The sequence below is a fragment of the Shewanella sp. GJ50-10 genome, from assembly GCF_055808815.1.
The window spans coordinates 4,329,921-4,344,921 of the sequence record NZ_JBVVSS010000001.1 but is presented as its reverse complement, the minus strand read 5'-3'; the positions used below and the strand labels follow the sequence as shown (position 1 = coordinate 4,344,921).

Genomic DNA, 15,001 nt, shown 5'->3' with positions numbered 1-15,001 from the left:
TTTGTTTCCTCAATTTTAATTAGATGAGCTTTTTAAAAGCTTAATGTCGTTAACTTGAGGTAAATTTATTGAATTATTAAAACAATGAAAATAACGGCAATGAAAATCGATTTTTCTTAAATGGAAATAAATTTTGGGACAGCGCTCACATTTATATGTTTAGTGGGATGTGTTTCTAATTAAATAATAAATTTATTGGTGATCTAAGTTTAAATGTTAATGGTTAATTGGCTTGTGTTGTGCTTTAGTTCAATAATTATGTCGCGGTGTAGAAAATGTTTAAAAATTGGTTTAAGGTGATGTTTCATTTTTAAAGAATAAAATTAATTCTTTTTCTTAAGGGTTTACTGCTATTTAAATGCCTAAATTAAATCCGCCTTATTTATTTCAAACGTTTTTTGCAGCTTCTTTAGTTTTGTTTTTTTGCTTTCTTAATTCTCAGGGAGTTATACTTTTTGAAGATTTTCGATATACGCAAAAGTTCTTGGGTTGTGTTGCGCCAGTTGTAATACTAATCTGCCTTAGTTTAGGTGGGGGGCATTATGTTGTTAATAAATACTGGGGGACATTATTTAAAGAAAGCGGTGTCGGTTTTTCAAGGCGGGTGATCGGTTTATCATTCTTTTTTGGTTGTACTAATTTATTGCTATTAATCAAAGGGGAAAAAGTAAGATTAAGTTTTTCTGAACGGTATATATTACTGTCTATTTGTTTTGGCTCTGCTGGTGGATTAACTTGCTTGTCTTTATCGACTTTAGGCTTTCCTATTTATCAATTAGTTATCACTAGTTTATTCCTGCCTGTTTATATACTCTTTGTTTGTTACCTTATGACTTGGAGTTCAAGAACAAACTTAAGCCTGAGGCGTGAGTATCCAAAGATAATTCCATTAAGGATAAGCTTGAGAAGCTATCTCAGTAAATATTGGTTAGGTAGCAGTAAGCTTGTGGTGAATAAAGCGATTGTAGTGATGCTATTTGAAGTGGTACAAAAAATAGCAATAGAAAGGAATATTGATTGGAGTATATTTACTTACTACCCAGCTGAAATCTTATTAAAAGCAGGTTTCACAGTCGATACTTCACTTATCATTGCAGAAGCATGGCTAGCAAAAACCTTTGCGAATCGGGATCTTGCCATGATTTACCTGTCAGGCACGGATGTTTTTGGCCAGTTAACGCTTTTACAACAGCTGTTTACTCTTCCCATGCTGATTAATATTGTCAGTATCAGTTCTGTGATTATCATTACACTGAACATTCTAGCGTTATTTGGTCGCAACGGAATACAATTCATTAAGGTGTTACCAGTAGCATTACTCACTGCATTCGTGTCGCCAATTATTCCTATTGTTCTGATTTCATTTTGGTAATTGCCTATATGGCAATCGGTTCTATTGATAGTTGTAATTAAACTTCTCTACAATTTTATCCATTACTCCTTTAGCTGCATCACTCATGATTTGGTTTTGAACAGTACACAAATTGACAAAGCTTTTACTTAGGTAGGTTCCATTTAACAGTACTTTGAAGTTGTCTGGGCGATTGGTTGCTAGAGTCCTATGTGGGACCAAACCAATACCGTTGTGATTTGCAATGAACTCATTAGAGACGATTTTTGAGTCAGCGAAAATTTTACTATTTAAATCAAATTGGCACTTTTCACCGTCAATGTTTTCACAATAGAAATAACACTCGTCATAGCACTCAATAGGCGTCAGTATTAGGTTATGTTGAGAAAGTTCGCTGATGCTCTGTGGTTCTCCAAACTCGGTAAGGTATTGAGTGCTCGCTACAAAATAACTCTTCATTTCATCAATAACATGTTTACTAAATTTAACATCATTGATAGGTGCAGTTGTTATGACAAAGTCACCGATGAAATTCTCAATCGTATTTAAATCCATTACGGTTGATATTCTTATTTTTATATTGGGGTTATATTTTATATATTCACTTATCACTTCTCTAACTAACCGGATAGCTAAGCCTTGGTTTATGCCTATGTGAACTTCATTGTGATTGAGGTTATTTTCTTTTAATAGTTTGTTGTTAATTTCATTTATTTTATATAGGCCATCTATTAAGTCTCTGCCTTTACAAGTTAATACTAGTTTTCCGGAAACTTTTTTGAATATAACAATTGAATAGTATTCTTCAACTTTTTTTAAACGTTTGTATATTGTTGAAGGTGAAACATCCAACAACTCGGCTGCTCGAGTCAGGCAGCCTGTGGATACAATAGCTGGAAGTGTTGATACAAAATCAATATGCATATCATTATTAAGATTGGAGTTGTGTATATTAAGCTTACTTTAAAGTTTTAATTGATATTGTTACCGATGTCTCATGGAATAATTCTGGGTGATATTGAGTGAGTGTTTTTTTGGTTTTTAAATACTGGCTATATTAATTAAATCACAATATTTTGATACCTTTTGAATTGTTTGTGAATTAATTTAAGGTGAAGAGAAGTCATTAAAAGTAATGACTTCTTTTTTCACTAAGTTAAAACCAACGATGAGTTATATCACCGGATTCTAGTTCATTAGCATAACTCAAGAAGTAGTTACGATGAGGTGCATTATATTCTCTTGCTGCAAGCTTCCTTAAAGCTGTTATTTTTACCTGTTTGGCAAAAGCAATATCGGCATCATTGAGCCACTTATAATGGTCGACTAACTCTAAAGCCCATTGAAAGTCTCCTTTCTCTAATGCCACTTGTATTTGTTTAGCGAGAGTTTTAGTACCGCCTGCTAAATCTGCAATCTTTTGCGCTCTTTGCTGTGGTGAGAGAGGGGTTAAAGTTGCAGGATTACCATCAAACCAGCCTACTAGTCCTGAGTAAATAGCGCGAACAGCATTAGGTACATTTCCATAAAACTCAGTTAAGTAAGATGTAGCTGCTAATTCTGCAGGGAGTGCAATTTCGTGGGCTAATTGATCTGGCCCTTTTCCTTGATTCATGCCTGCAACGGTTTGTTGATACACACTTGCAATTGCTTTGCTGTAATCGCTTAGTGCAGTGGTAGCAGCTTGTTGACCATGTATTGGGCGAGTGTGGCCAGGGATGAGATGTTCAGGTTCATGCGCCGCCATTTGTGCAACACTATTAGACCAATCTAGTACGTTTCTGTATGGCGTACCACGAATGGCATATAAGTTAGGGAAGGATTGATAGAAGTTATCACCGCTGAATAACACTTTTTCTTTTGGCAGCCATACGTACAGCGCGTCATCGGTTTCGCCTGGACCGGCATATAACTCAAGTTCTACTCCGCCTATAGTGGTTTTATACACACTTTGTTCAAAATTGATTGTTGGCTTTAAATGGCCTTGGCCACGATCATGGTCGATAGTCCCTGCAGCGGCAACTCCGCGGTGAGTGATTTGCTCAGAGGGCAATTTACGTCCGAATTGACGAATACCCCTTGGGATCATTGTTGGGTTTATGTCGGCATTTGTGCCGTGGTCTGTGCCGAAATGCGCTCTTGCAATGACGATGGGTTGCTCACCATCAACAAAGGCACTAGCGCCTCCGGTATGGTCGCCGTGGCTATGGGTATAGATGATGGCTTTTACGGGCTTGTCGGTAATTTTTCTGAATTCAGCAAATGCATTGGAAGCTGCTGTCGGTCCCATTAGGGTATCTATAATGATGACACCTTCATCTCCGACAATCATTGAAGTGTTAGCGCCATGATAGCCAACCGCTGTATATACATTATTACCTGACTTGATAATGCTTTTGGTAAATTGTTCGCCTTGTTTGGCGAGTAATGCACTGGCTTGAGCGGGTTCTACTTGGGTATTGGCTATAGCAGAATTTATAAATAGGACGCTGGTTAAGGTGAGTAAACTTCGAGTAAACATAGATGAGACTCCATTGTTGGCTAAAGTTACCAACAATAATAAGAAATTATGTGATCGACATTGATTATCCTATAGGTAAGTCATTGAAATAATACCCTATCAAGTGCATGCTTTGTTCCTAAAAAAGGAACAATCCTAAATGAAACGTTCATTGAATCACCTGAAAAGAGTCGCCATTTTTACCACTATTGTGGATAACGGATCTTTTACGGCAGCGGCGACTAAACTGTCTATGCACCGCAGTAAGGTCAGTGAGCAAGTTGCGCAGTTAGAGCAAGATTTAGGCGTTAGATTATTGCAAAGAAGTACTCGAAAGCTGGTTTTAACTGTAGATGGTGAAAAGTTATATCAAAAGACTAAGGATCTATTACCGCAAGCCCACGTAGCACTTGAATCATTACGAAGTGCTAACGCCGATTTTCAAGGTTCGCTGAAAATAACCACCACACATAGTTTAGCCCAATGGGTATTAGGTCCATTTCTATGTGAGTTTACCCGAGTTTATCCTGAGCTAAAGATCAATCTAGAAATTTCAGATAATACGGTTGATTTACTTGATGGCGGTTATGACCTTGCATTACGTGGTGGCTCACCTAAAGATTCGTCATATGTGGGCCAACAACTGTGCACTTTACCCATGTATTTAGCGGCTCACTCTAGTTACCTCAGCCGTTATGGGACGCCTAATAACCTAGAAGAGTTGAGTGAGCACAATGGTATATCAATTAGCCAAATAGGGCTCATTAACCAACTTAAATTGACAGACCTACAAGGTAAATTTTACTCAATTTCGCTCAGGAATAAACATCAAACTCAGTCACCACTCGGCGCTTCGATGATGATAGAACAAGGGTTAGGTATAGGGTTACTCCCTGCTTATATTATCAATGAGAGCAAAGGGAAATTGTTACCTGTTTTACCTGAGTATCATCTAGATTTTTTAACCATATCTTTGTTGTATCCATCTAGGCATGCATTACCCGCTCGAACTCGGGCTTTTATTGATGAATTTAAGCAATATCTTTCTAGTAACCCTATTGTATCGTCTTTAGAAGTTGAGTAATTTCAAAGATATTTGAGTTTAGAAAGCTAATGTGCGACAGAGGTTTATATTAAAGGTGCTAAAAAAGCACAGTAAATTTAGCGTTCGCCTTGTACTTCAAATTCATCGCTAGCTAGGCGTGCTTTGCCATCTGCTTCAACAACCCAAAGCTCACGATGTACAACACCAAAGGCTTTATTCATAGTCCAGTTTGAGGTCAATATATAGCCATTATCACCTTCAGCTTCCCAAGTGACATCGGTGTAGTCAACATCTTTAAAGCCTTGTTCCATAATACCTTGCCAGAATGCTTCAATCGCTTCACGACCTTCGAATACGCCAAATGGGCGTGCTCTCATAATGCAGTCTTGTTGGTACTGGGCGGCGCATCCTTTGGCATCTTGATTATTAAACGCGGTTTGCCATGCTGCAATACCGTTTTTGCATGCTGTTAAAATGGTGTTTTCTGCTGTTATAGAATGAGACATATCGGGATCCTTTCTAAGCTGTTTGACTATCAATTGAGATAAATAATAGCCTTGTCACTAGCGTAGAAAAACAGCTATATTTGCAATCACTGTTTAATAAAACTAAACAATAAAATGAATAGATTTCGTCAAATGGCAGTGTTTGCCCATATAGTTGAGTCTGGCTCGCTGACACGTGCTGCAGACTCGCTTGAATTATCAAAGTCGGTAATTAGCCAGCATTTAAAAGCATTAGAAACTGAACTAGATGTAGTATTACTAAAGCGCACCACTCGTAGACAATCCCTTACAGTAGCGGGTGAGCAATTCTATCAACAATGCAAAGCGCTGAATCAGATTGCCAGTGATGCATGGTTAGATGTGCAGCAAACTAAACTTGTTCCTCAAGGGCGAGTGCGAATCACTGCACCGAATGCATTAATGGAAACGTTAGTGACACCGGCCATTAGTAGTTTACTTAAACAGTATCCATTGCTGGAGCCAGAGTTAATCAGTCATGATCAACATTTAGATTTATTATCCGAAGATATTGATTTAGCTATTCGGGTCGGCCAATCAGAACAAAGCATGTTGATGCAAAAACGTATTGGATCATTTCGAGATGTATTGGTGGGTAGTAAGTCGATTATAGAGAATGCTGATATTGATACACTGCCGTATGTTGCCAATACTTGGCAGGGTAAGAACATTGTTCATCAGTTTGAGTCAAATGCGCATCAACTCAAGCAATACACCGCAACAGCCCATTGCGAGACCAATTCGTTTCATACCTGCTTAGCCTTGATTCAATCTGGCTGTGGAATCGGAATTGTGCCTGATTTTCACCTTCCTAAATTGAGTGACGATATCGCGTTAGTTTTCCCTGGCTATGATCTGCCAATCAACAATATTTATGGCTTACACCCATATGGGCACAAAGCGCCGTTAAATGTAAAAGTTTGCCTTGAGGCAATAACTGCCGTGTTTTAACCACTCTTTGAGTTAATTCATACATGACTTAGTGTCTAGTATGTTGCATTTTTCAGATTTCTCGATTGAGAGTGTAAGCAAGTATGTCTCAACTGACTTATAGGACCTTATACATTCAGAAAATCTCGTCACCTCGCCTCTTTGTATTTAAGTGATTGTTTTAGATGACTAACCTATTATTATTTAACCATTTTTATATTATGGGTAATATGTTGTAAGTGACATATAGCTTGTCATGTTAGTCGGTTAAGGTTGTAGTTTTGTAAAACCGTGCAAAGTTAGCAGAATAGAGTGTGAATTTTCGGTGCAAATCTCTAAAATCGTTAACATAAAAATAATCACACCTTGGAATCTAGGTCGATGAACAAACATTTCACTGTAGCGTTAATAGCTTTATCGCTAAGTGTCTTAGCAGGATGCACCAGCCAGTCATACTTGGACGAAAAACAGGTTACACCTGAGCTGCCGCAAACTTGGTATACCAATGCTCAGGCATTAAAAGAAAATCAGCCTTGGGTTGAAGCCATTGCTACAGACCAATTATTGGAATTAGCCAGTATTGCGTTAAATCGCAATCAAGATTTGATTCAATTAGCCCTAGACATTGAAGTCAAAAAGCAGCTGCTAACAGTCAGTGACTCAAGCTTTTGGCCTGAGTTAACCGGTGGGCTGACTTCTGGTCGTAATGGCGATAATGACACCCAAACTAACACCAATAGCCTCAGTTTCGATTTAACTTATGAGCTTGATATTTGGGGTAAGTTATCTGACAGCGCTAAAGCGACTAAGCTTGATTTATTAACCGCCGAAGCTAACTATCAGCAAGCGCGAGATAACTTAGTGGCTGATGTAGTAAGTGCGTATTACCAAGTGGTAACGTCTCAAGAGTTAGTCAAGCTATACGAGCGCCGCACTGAAAATGCCAGAGTGAGTTTTGATATTATTGAGTCTGGCTATTTCCAAGGGCTGAATACGGCTCTTGATGTGTATTTAACTCAGAATGCTTTTTACAACGAGCAATCCAATCTCTTCGGTCAACGCAATCAATTAAATTCCGATATACGCCAATTAGAACGATTACTAGGTGGCTATCCTGCAGCCAAGTTGCTGGTGGACGCTAAATTACCATTATTGCCTCAAGGCATAAAAATTGGTATTCCGAGCGAACTGGTTAAGCGCAAACCTTCCTTACAAGGGGCGTGGTATCAGCTGTTATCTCAAGATGCGACCGTCGCTTACACTCAAAAACAGCGTTATCCGTCGCTACGTCTAGGTGGCAGTGTAGGCAGCAGTGGTAGTGAGTTCGATAATCTGTTTGATGGTGATTTTAGCAGTTGGTCGGTGTTTGCAGGATTAACCTCACCGATTTTTAATGCTGGAAGGTTAAAAGCGCAAACTGAGCAGCAAAAACTGATTTTAAAACAGCAAGAGCAACAATACCTCAGCACCTTGTTTACTGCATTCGAGCAAGTGGAAAACACCTTGGGTTTAGATGCGAGTTTACAACAGCAATACCAAGCGACTCTCAAGTCACAAGAAAATGCACTGCAAGCCGAAACCCTGTCATTTGAGCAGTATCAAGTTGGGCTAGAAAGCTACACCACGGTGTTAGATGCGCAAACTCGCTCGTTTGTGGCGCAAACTTCTGTGATCAATTTAAAAAATCAAATCATTGCAAACCGTATTCAATTGCACCTGGCACTAGGTGGCGATCTCGATGCTGGTGTAACCCAAGATGAATAATATTATGAATAAAAAATACCTTGTCCCTGCCGTCATTATTGCCGTTGTTGTTATCGCGATATTTGTCATTACCAGCAACCCTCCGACATCTAAGCGTGGTGCTAAAAAAGCGGCGAGTAATGTCTCGGTTGAAACCCGTCAGATCCGTTTGCAAGACTATCAAATTGAAGTCAGTAGCTTTGGGGTAGTTAAGCCTCGAACTCAAAGTTCACTTGTCACTCAAGCATCAGGACAAATTTTATCAATTAGCTCGAACTTTCGAGAAGGTGGCTTCTTTGAAAGGGGGAGGTTTTGGTTCAATTAGATGACCGAGATTATCTGGCTGAGGTGAAGATAGCTCAAGCAGGTTTATTGCAAGCCAAGCAAGGCTTACAAGAAGAACAAGCTCGAGTTGAACAAGCATTAATTGATTGGAAACGTTTAGGCAATGGCCGTGAGCCGACAGAGTTAGTGTTACGCAAACCGCAGTTAGCTGCAGCGCAGGCATCAATGCTATCTAATCAAGCACAACTGGATAAAGCATTACTTGCCTTAGAGCGCACTAAAGTTGTTGCACCATTTGACGGTCGCATTTTAGAGAAAAGCGTTGATGTTGGCCGTGTGGTGTCAACCAATGCCGAACTTGCGACTATTTATGCCACGGATTATGTTGAAATTCGCCTGCCAATTAACAATAAAGATTTAGCTTTAGTCGACTTGCCTGAACAAGGTAAAAAGGTCATCGCACCTGTTCAATTCGAATCTGACTTAATTGGTTTACAGAACTGGCAAGGGCAATTGGATCGCACTGAAGGTGCGATTGATGATAGCTCACAGCAGCTTTATGTCGTTGCGCAAATCGATGAGCCATTTAGTTACCAAAGCCATAAACAAATGCCATTAAAAATCGGCCAGTACCTGACAGCTAAAATACAAGGCAAGGTATTAGCTGGCGCAATTGTTATTCCTACAAAATCGATTTACCAAGGCAGTTACGTATACATAGTAGAGGATGGAAAATTACTGCGTACCGAGGTCTCTATTTTGTGGAAAAACAGCCAAGATGCGGTGATAGCTACAGGCCTTAAAGCCAACGATGATTTAGTGACAACATCTTTAGGTCAAGTGAGTTCAGGTACGCCTGTATTAATTTCAGGTGCAGCTAAACCCCAAAGAGCGCGACCTGAAAATCGCCCGACAGATGAAGCGATGGCAAAAGGCCCTCGTCAGGGTGAAAAAGGCGTTAAAACTAAGGAGGCGCAATAATGATTGCTTGGTTTACTAGAAACCATGTTGCCGCCAACTTGTTGATGTTGTTTTTGTTGGTGATTGGACTGGGGTCGTTATCGACACGTATTCCGCTGGAAGTTTTCCCGAGCGTGGATTCTGAAGTTGTTTCTGTCAGCATTTCGCTGCGGGGTGCGACTCCTGAAGATGTTGAGCAAGGGGTAACAATTCGAGTTGAAGAAGCGGTTCAAGATCTTGAAGGGATCAAAAAGATTACCTCGAATTCTTCTGAAGCTTCATCTTATGTCAGCATAGAAGTTGAAAGCAGCTATGATCCCCGGGAATTACTAGCAGATATTAAGAGTCGAGTTGACTCAATTAATACGTTTCCCGCAGACGCTGAAAAGCCTGTTATCGCGCTGGCGCAACGTAAGCGCGAAGTTATAGCGGTTACCGTTACCGGCAAATATAGCGAAAAAGAAACCTTAGAGTTTGCAGAGGTCGTGCGAGACGAACTGCTGCGCCTTGAAGGCGTCACTCAGCTTGATTTAAGTGGGGTGCGAAATTACGAAGTCACCTTAGAAGTCCCACAGGATAAACTGCAGCAGTATCAATTAACGTTGGCTGAAATTGCTCGTGCTATTAATGGCTCGAGTACGGATATTTCGGCAGGTAACTTAAAAACCCAAGGCGGTGATATTCTGCTTCGCTCAAAAGGCCAAGCCTATTACAAAGATGAGTTTGCCAATATTGCCATTAAAACCGCAACTGACGGCACGATTATTCGCTTAAGTGATGTCGCTAACGTAATTGATGGTTTTGAAGAAACCCCAGTACGAACCCGATTTAACGGCGAGCAAGCCGCGTTTATTGATGTGTATCGAATTGGCCAGCAAAGTGCGATTGATGTGGCTGATAAAGTAAAAGGCTATATCAACTCACGCCAAGACAGTTTGCCTGCAGGTTACAGTTTAAGTTACTGGGACGATGATTCAGAAATCGTTAAAAACCGTATTTCAACGCTGGTAGGAAGTGCCATGCAAGGTGGCATTTTAGTGCTGCTATTGTTGACGTTATTTTTACGTCCTTCTATTGCGTTCTGGGTGTTTATTGGTATTCCAGTATCGTTTATGGGCGCGTTTATTTTCATGCCGTTTTTCAATGTATCGCTAAACGTCATGAGTTTATTTGGCTTTATTTTGGTATTGGGTATCGTGGTGGATGACGCCATTGTCACCGGCGAAAATATCTATAGCCATTTAAAAACCGCACCTAACGGTGAAATAGCGGCCATTAATGGGGCTAAAGAAGTAGCAGCACCAGTGACCTTTGGTATTTTAACCACAGTCACCGCCTTTTTACCTATGTTATTTATTGAGGGAAATCGCGGGGCGATATTTGCCCAAATTGCCATTGTGGTGATCCCTGTATTGCTATTTTCTTTGATCGAATCCAAGTTTGTACTGCCAGCACATCTTAAGCACATCAAACTGCGTCAAGAAAATCAAAAGCAAAACAAATTTGAAAAAATGCAGCAAAATTTTGCGGATGGTTTTGAGCGAGCGATTATTAAGTTTTATCAGCCATTTTTACGGGTGGCATTAAAAAATAAAGCCGCGACGTTAAGCTTATTTACGGGGGTGTTGTTTATTATTTTTGCCCTATTGATGACGGGTTGGACTAAGTTTACTTTCTTCCCACGTATCCCAAGTGAAACGGTGCGCTTAAGCCTTACCATGCCAGCGGGCACACCATTTGAGGTGACTAACCAATACATTATTGATATTGCTGCCAAAGCCAAGGTTTTGCAGGATAAGTATATTGATGAAACCACTAACGAAAGCATTATTTTGAATATTCTTGCGACCACAGGTGGCCGTGGTGGTACTTCTAATGCCGGTGGCGTGCGTTTTGAAATTATGCCGCCAGAAAAGCGTGAGTCGGATATTACCTCTGGGCAATTGTTAGCGGAGTGGCGCCGTATGGTGGGTGATGTCCCAGGCGCTGAGTCGGTGACTTATCGTGCCGAAATCGGCCGTAGCTCTGACCCTATTGATGTGCAGTTAAGTGCTAACTCATTGGACACACTCAGGGAGATTGCAGATCATGTGAAAACTCATTTGGGTAATTATCCAACCGTATTTGATATATCCGACAGCTTATCCAACGGTAAAGAAGAATTACTGATTGAACTGACTGAGCAAGGTAAAGCGTTGGGCTTGACCCGTGAAGAAGTGACTAATCAGATCCGTAGTTTCTACTTTGGCTCTCAAGTGCAACGTATTCAGCGAGGGCGAGATGATATTCGAGTGATGGTTCGTTTGCCGCTTAATGAGCGTCAGTCGTTGGCAGACCTTGAAAAAGTATTGATCAGTACCAGTGGTGGCTCGCAAGTACCACTGGGACATGTGGCAAAAATGACCTCAGGTAAAAGCCCATCGACTATCAAACGTATTGACCGTTATCGCGTGTTAAATGTCACGGCCGATGTGGACAAAGACAATACCAATATGACGGTCTTACAGGCTGATTTGAAAACTTATCTTGATGGGTTAGTGGCGCAATATCCTGGTGTGCGTCACTCGTTAGAAGGTGAAGCTAGAGAGCAGAGTGAAAGCTTTGGTTCATTACAATGGGGCTTAGTGTTTGTCACATTTATGATTTACAGCTTATTAGCGATTCCATTTAAGTCTTACATACAACCTTTGATTGTCATGAGTGTCATCCCATTTGGCTTAATTGGTGCCGTCATGGGGCACTGGATCATGGGTTCTGCCCTGACCATATTCAGTATTTTAGGAATGTTGGCGTTAGTGGGTGTGGTAGTTAACGACTCACTGGTCTTGGTCGACTTTATCAATAAAAAGCGCGCAGAAGGAATGGCGCTGGTGGAAGCGGTGCTTACCTCAGGCGCTAAACGTTTTAGACCTGTGATGCTGACCAGTTTAACCACCTTTATTGGCTTGATGCCGCTATTGTTAGAGCGTTCAACTCAAGCACAGTTTTTAGTCCCGATGGCGATATCACTGGGCTTTGGTATTATTTTTGCGACCTTTATTACGCTGATATTGGTGCCGGTTAATTACATGGTTGTCGAGCGTATTAAGGGTGTAAAAGTCGATGAAGCGGAATTTGATAAAGATTATGGCGACAGTTTTGCGCCAGTGCCTTTTGTTAATGACTCCGCAACTAATGAACCTGTTAAAGCGAGTTAGTTGAAGCTCTAGCTAAAAGTGAATGCTAAAAGTGAATGCTAAAAGGGAATGTTTAAGTGCAGCTGGTTATATAACCCATCAATAACCAGCTGTTTAAACTAGCACTTACCGCCACAATCTTTCCCTATTTTACGGGTATAGGACACTAGGTTACCTTTGGCATCTATCTTAAAATCACAACATTGATTAAATAAGCTGTATAGAGACTGGCGGCTTTTTTGTACCCGCGATTTTAAGGTCGAGTACTTAATATCTTGCTGTTCTGCATAGGCTTTTTGTGCAACCCCATTGAGCTCAACTGCGGTAAGCAAGTCTGCTTCTTCTTTGGGTAAGCCATTAATAAAGGGGGTAATGCAGTCAGTCATTTGCTCAAAAATGTCATCACTTTCTTCTAAGGCCCAATCATGGTCTTCATGTAGCTCACTGGTTTGATTTTTAGCGCGTTTACGATAAAAATCGATAATGGTGTGATTAGCTATTTGAAATAGCCAAGACTTCAGCTTTTTAGTGTCTTGGATTTTGTCTAAGCTGTTATAACTTTTGATTAGGATTTCTTGTAGTAAATCATCAACATCAGCATGGTTTGAGACATTTTTGGTCAAAAAAGCTTTCAGGCTGGAGCGATATTCTGCCCAAATGGCTTCAATACTGATTGGTGTTGATGTTGTCATCGTTTTTCCTATGGTACTTATTTTCACATAACGCAAAAACTGATCTAAGCATACTTAGATCAGTTCGGGTGTTGTCATTATTATCCAGTGTAGCGCTGAATTATCAGGATGTATAACGCCTATAGTTTCTTGTTTAGCTTCTTGCTTAGTGCCCTGAATAGCTACATAAATAGCGACTTAACCGCAGCAGCTCGAGCTAGCACTGCAACCGGTTTGCACAATATCTTTGCCTTCTGCCAAATAGGTATTGGTTAAGTAAAAGCCTGAGAAATTCTCAACAAAGTCACTCGATACTGTTTTTTCAATTAAACCTGATGCCAATATAGCTTGTTGCCATGTTTGCATTTTAGGTAAACCACACAACATGTCATAGCCCGACTTTTGCTTAATAATATCAGCACGGTGAAGTAGTGGTAGCCAAGCTAAATCGACGTTACTTAATGCATCAGACTTAAAAAACTGAGTGCTACCAGTAAGCTGACCTTCAGCTTTTTGGAATGCTTTGTACAATTTCTCAAATCGAGTTTCTAGAGTCGCTTTATCTTTGCTGCTCATCGCGCCACATTGTGGCAAATAATGCTTAGAACCCAAGTAACTCCATGCACGATCTAATGCACGTTGCTCGTTAGTCACATTTTGTTCAAGCGGGCCAAATTCATCTTCTATGTATTCAATAATCGCATCAGACTCGAATAATGACGTGCCATTTTCTGTGACCATCACAGGTACTTGCCCATTAGGTGAAATAGCTAAAAACCATTGTGGTTTATCACTCAAGCTAATGTATTCAATTTCATAAGTAATATTTTTAGCCGCCAATGCTGCTGTAACACGTTGAACAAATGGACAGATTTTAAAGCTGATAATTTTAATCATGGTTTGTACCTTCTTACGATGTAATGCAAATTTAATTGATTAATTACTCATAAGACGAAGGCTGATAAAAAAAGACGAAATTTTTTATCATCGAATCGAAAAGGTATTAACCCCAATCTGGTTAATACCTTATATCAATCACTTACTGTTTTTAAGCTAACATTGCTGCCATTGCTAGCAGCACGAACAAACCTGCTGTAATTCTGCGTATTAATGCCAATGGCAACTTGTCTGCAGACAGTTTTCCAATAATCACTACTGGCACATTGGCGAGCAACATGCCGATAGTAGTGCCTATCACCACCATAGCTAATGCATCTGAATATTGTGCGCCAAGAATGGAGGTGGCTATTTGGGTTTTATCGCCTATTTCGGCAATGAAAAACGCAATGAAACTGGCAACAAAGGGCCCTCTATTTGAGACTTTTTCGTCATCGTCGAGCTTATCTGGCACGAGGATCCATGCTGCCATGGCTAAAAAGCTCACCGCGAGCACCCAAGTTAATATCTCAGGTGATAAGTAATCGGCAATCACCACCCCTAAATATGCAGCTAAAGCATGATTGGCAATGGTGGCTAAGAAGATTGCTGCAATAATTGGAATAGGTTTGCGGTATCGACTGGCTAGTAGCAATGAAAGTAGCTGGGTTTTATCACCAATTTCGGCCAAGGCGACTGTGGTAATGGATATTGCTAAAACGCTCAAAGGGTTCTCTTTTGGAGGTGGGGATTGTGATTAACCTAAGACAATGCTCACTCCCCACCTCGGGTTGTGATCATTGTCTATGGTCTCACTAAACTCAGTTGGCACTGAGTCTTGAACGCCATGATGATGTGCATCAATTATGTTGACGAACAAACCGACTTATTTATATCGATAGATGCAAATAAGCGGGCAAGTTACTCCCCAAAGACAGCG

Annotated in this window: 11 protein-coding genes and 1 pseudogene; 6 read left to right on the top strand and 6 right to left on the bottom strand. The window is 40.4% G+C overall.

Going from position 1 to position 15,001, the window contains the following annotated elements; all coding sequences use genetic code 11:
- Positions 1–358 precede the first annotated feature (358 nt).
- On the top strand, positions 359–1,372 hold the full coding sequence (locus tag AC0L4E_RS18350) for a hypothetical protein (RefSeq protein ID WP_473680865.1): 1,014 nt from the start codon (positions 359–361) through the stop codon (positions 1,370–1,372).
- A 21-nt stretch (positions 1,373–1,393) separates the two neighbouring features.
- Here the strand turns inward: AC0L4E_RS18350 and AC0L4E_RS18345 are convergent, their stop codons facing one another.
- Together AC0L4E_RS18345 and AC0L4E_RS18340 are read right to left on the bottom strand one after the other, a co-directional pair.
- Positions 1,394–2,275 (bottom strand): LysR family transcriptional regulator, encoded by an 882-nt coding sequence (locus AC0L4E_RS18345; RefSeq protein WP_473680863.1) that lies wholly within the window; start codon positions 2,273–2,275, stop codon positions 1,394–1,396.
- A gap of 232 nt (positions 2,276–2,507) precedes the next feature.
- On the bottom strand, positions 2,508–3,872 hold the full coding sequence (locus AC0L4E_RS18340; protein ID WP_473680861.1) for an alkyl sulfatase dimerization domain-containing protein: 1,365 nt from the start codon (positions 3,870–3,872) through the stop codon (positions 2,508–2,510).
- Positions 3,873–4,011: 139 nt separating this feature from the next.
- On the opposite strand from AC0L4E_RS18340, the gene AC0L4E_RS18335 reads away from it, so the two are divergent.
- On the top strand, positions 4,012–4,935 hold the full coding sequence (locus AC0L4E_RS18335; protein ID WP_473680859.1) for a LysR substrate-binding domain-containing protein: 924 nt from the start codon (positions 4,012–4,014) through the stop codon (positions 4,933–4,935).
- Between the two features lie 77 nt (positions 4,936–5,012).
- Here AC0L4E_RS18335 and AC0L4E_RS18330 read toward each other — a convergent pair whose 3' ends face one another.
- Positions 5,013–5,402, bottom strand: a complete 390-nt coding sequence (locus tag AC0L4E_RS18330; protein WP_473680857.1) for a YybH family protein — start codon at positions 5,400–5,402, stop codon at positions 5,013–5,015.
- A gap of 114 nt (positions 5,403–5,516) precedes the next feature.
- On the opposite strand from AC0L4E_RS18330, the gene AC0L4E_RS18325 reads away from it, so the two are divergent.
- The 4 genes and pseudogenes from AC0L4E_RS18325 to AC0L4E_RS18310 all read left to right on the top strand — a co-directional run bounded on the left by AC0L4E_RS18325 (position 5,517) and on the right by AC0L4E_RS18310 (position 12,535).
- Complete coding sequence (locus tag AC0L4E_RS18325) at positions 5,517–6,371, top strand: LysR family transcriptional regulator (protein WP_473680855.1); 855 nt, start codon at positions 5,517–5,519, stop codon at positions 6,369–6,371.
- A 360-nt stretch (positions 6,372–6,731) separates the two neighbouring features.
- Positions 6,732–8,114: a TolC family protein gene (locus AC0L4E_RS18320; RefSeq protein WP_473680853.1), complete on the top strand. Its 1,383-nt coding sequence runs from the start codon at positions 6,732–6,734 to the stop codon at positions 8,112–8,114.
- A gap of 4 nt (positions 8,115–8,118) precedes the next feature.
- Positions 8,119–9,359: pseudogene (locus tag AC0L4E_RS18315) on the top strand (efflux RND transporter periplasmic adaptor subunit).
- A complete protein-coding gene (locus AC0L4E_RS18310) occupies positions 9,359–12,535 on the top strand; it encodes an efflux RND transporter permease subunit (protein ID WP_473680851.1) in 3,177 nt (1,058 codons plus the stop codon). The pseudogene AC0L4E_RS18315 and the gene AC0L4E_RS18310 overlap by 1 nt, the downstream one beginning before the upstream one ends.
- 98 nt (positions 12,536–12,633) lie before the next feature.
- Here AC0L4E_RS18310 and sigZ read toward each other — a convergent pair whose 3' ends face one another.
- The 3 genes from sigZ to AC0L4E_RS18295 form a co-directional block, all read right to left on the bottom strand.
- Entirely contained in the window at positions 12,634–13,206 is a 573-nt protein-coding gene (gene sigZ / locus AC0L4E_RS18305; RefSeq protein ID WP_473680849.1) for an RNA polymerase sigma factor SigZ, read from the bottom strand.
- Positions 13,207–13,383: 177 nt separating this feature from the next.
- The gene (locus tag AC0L4E_RS18300) at positions 13,384–14,082 is read right to left on the bottom strand and encodes a glutathione S-transferase family protein (protein WP_473680847.1); all 699 of its coding nucleotides are present in this window, start codon (positions 14,080–14,082) and stop codon (positions 13,384–13,386) included.
- 151 nt (positions 14,083–14,233) lie between these two features.
- Positions 14,234–14,788, bottom strand: coding sequence for a TMEM165/GDT1 family protein (locus AC0L4E_RS18295; protein WP_473680845.1), 555 nt, complete (start codon positions 14,786–14,788; stop codon positions 14,234–14,236).
- Positions 14,789–15,001: the final 213 nt, after the last annotated feature.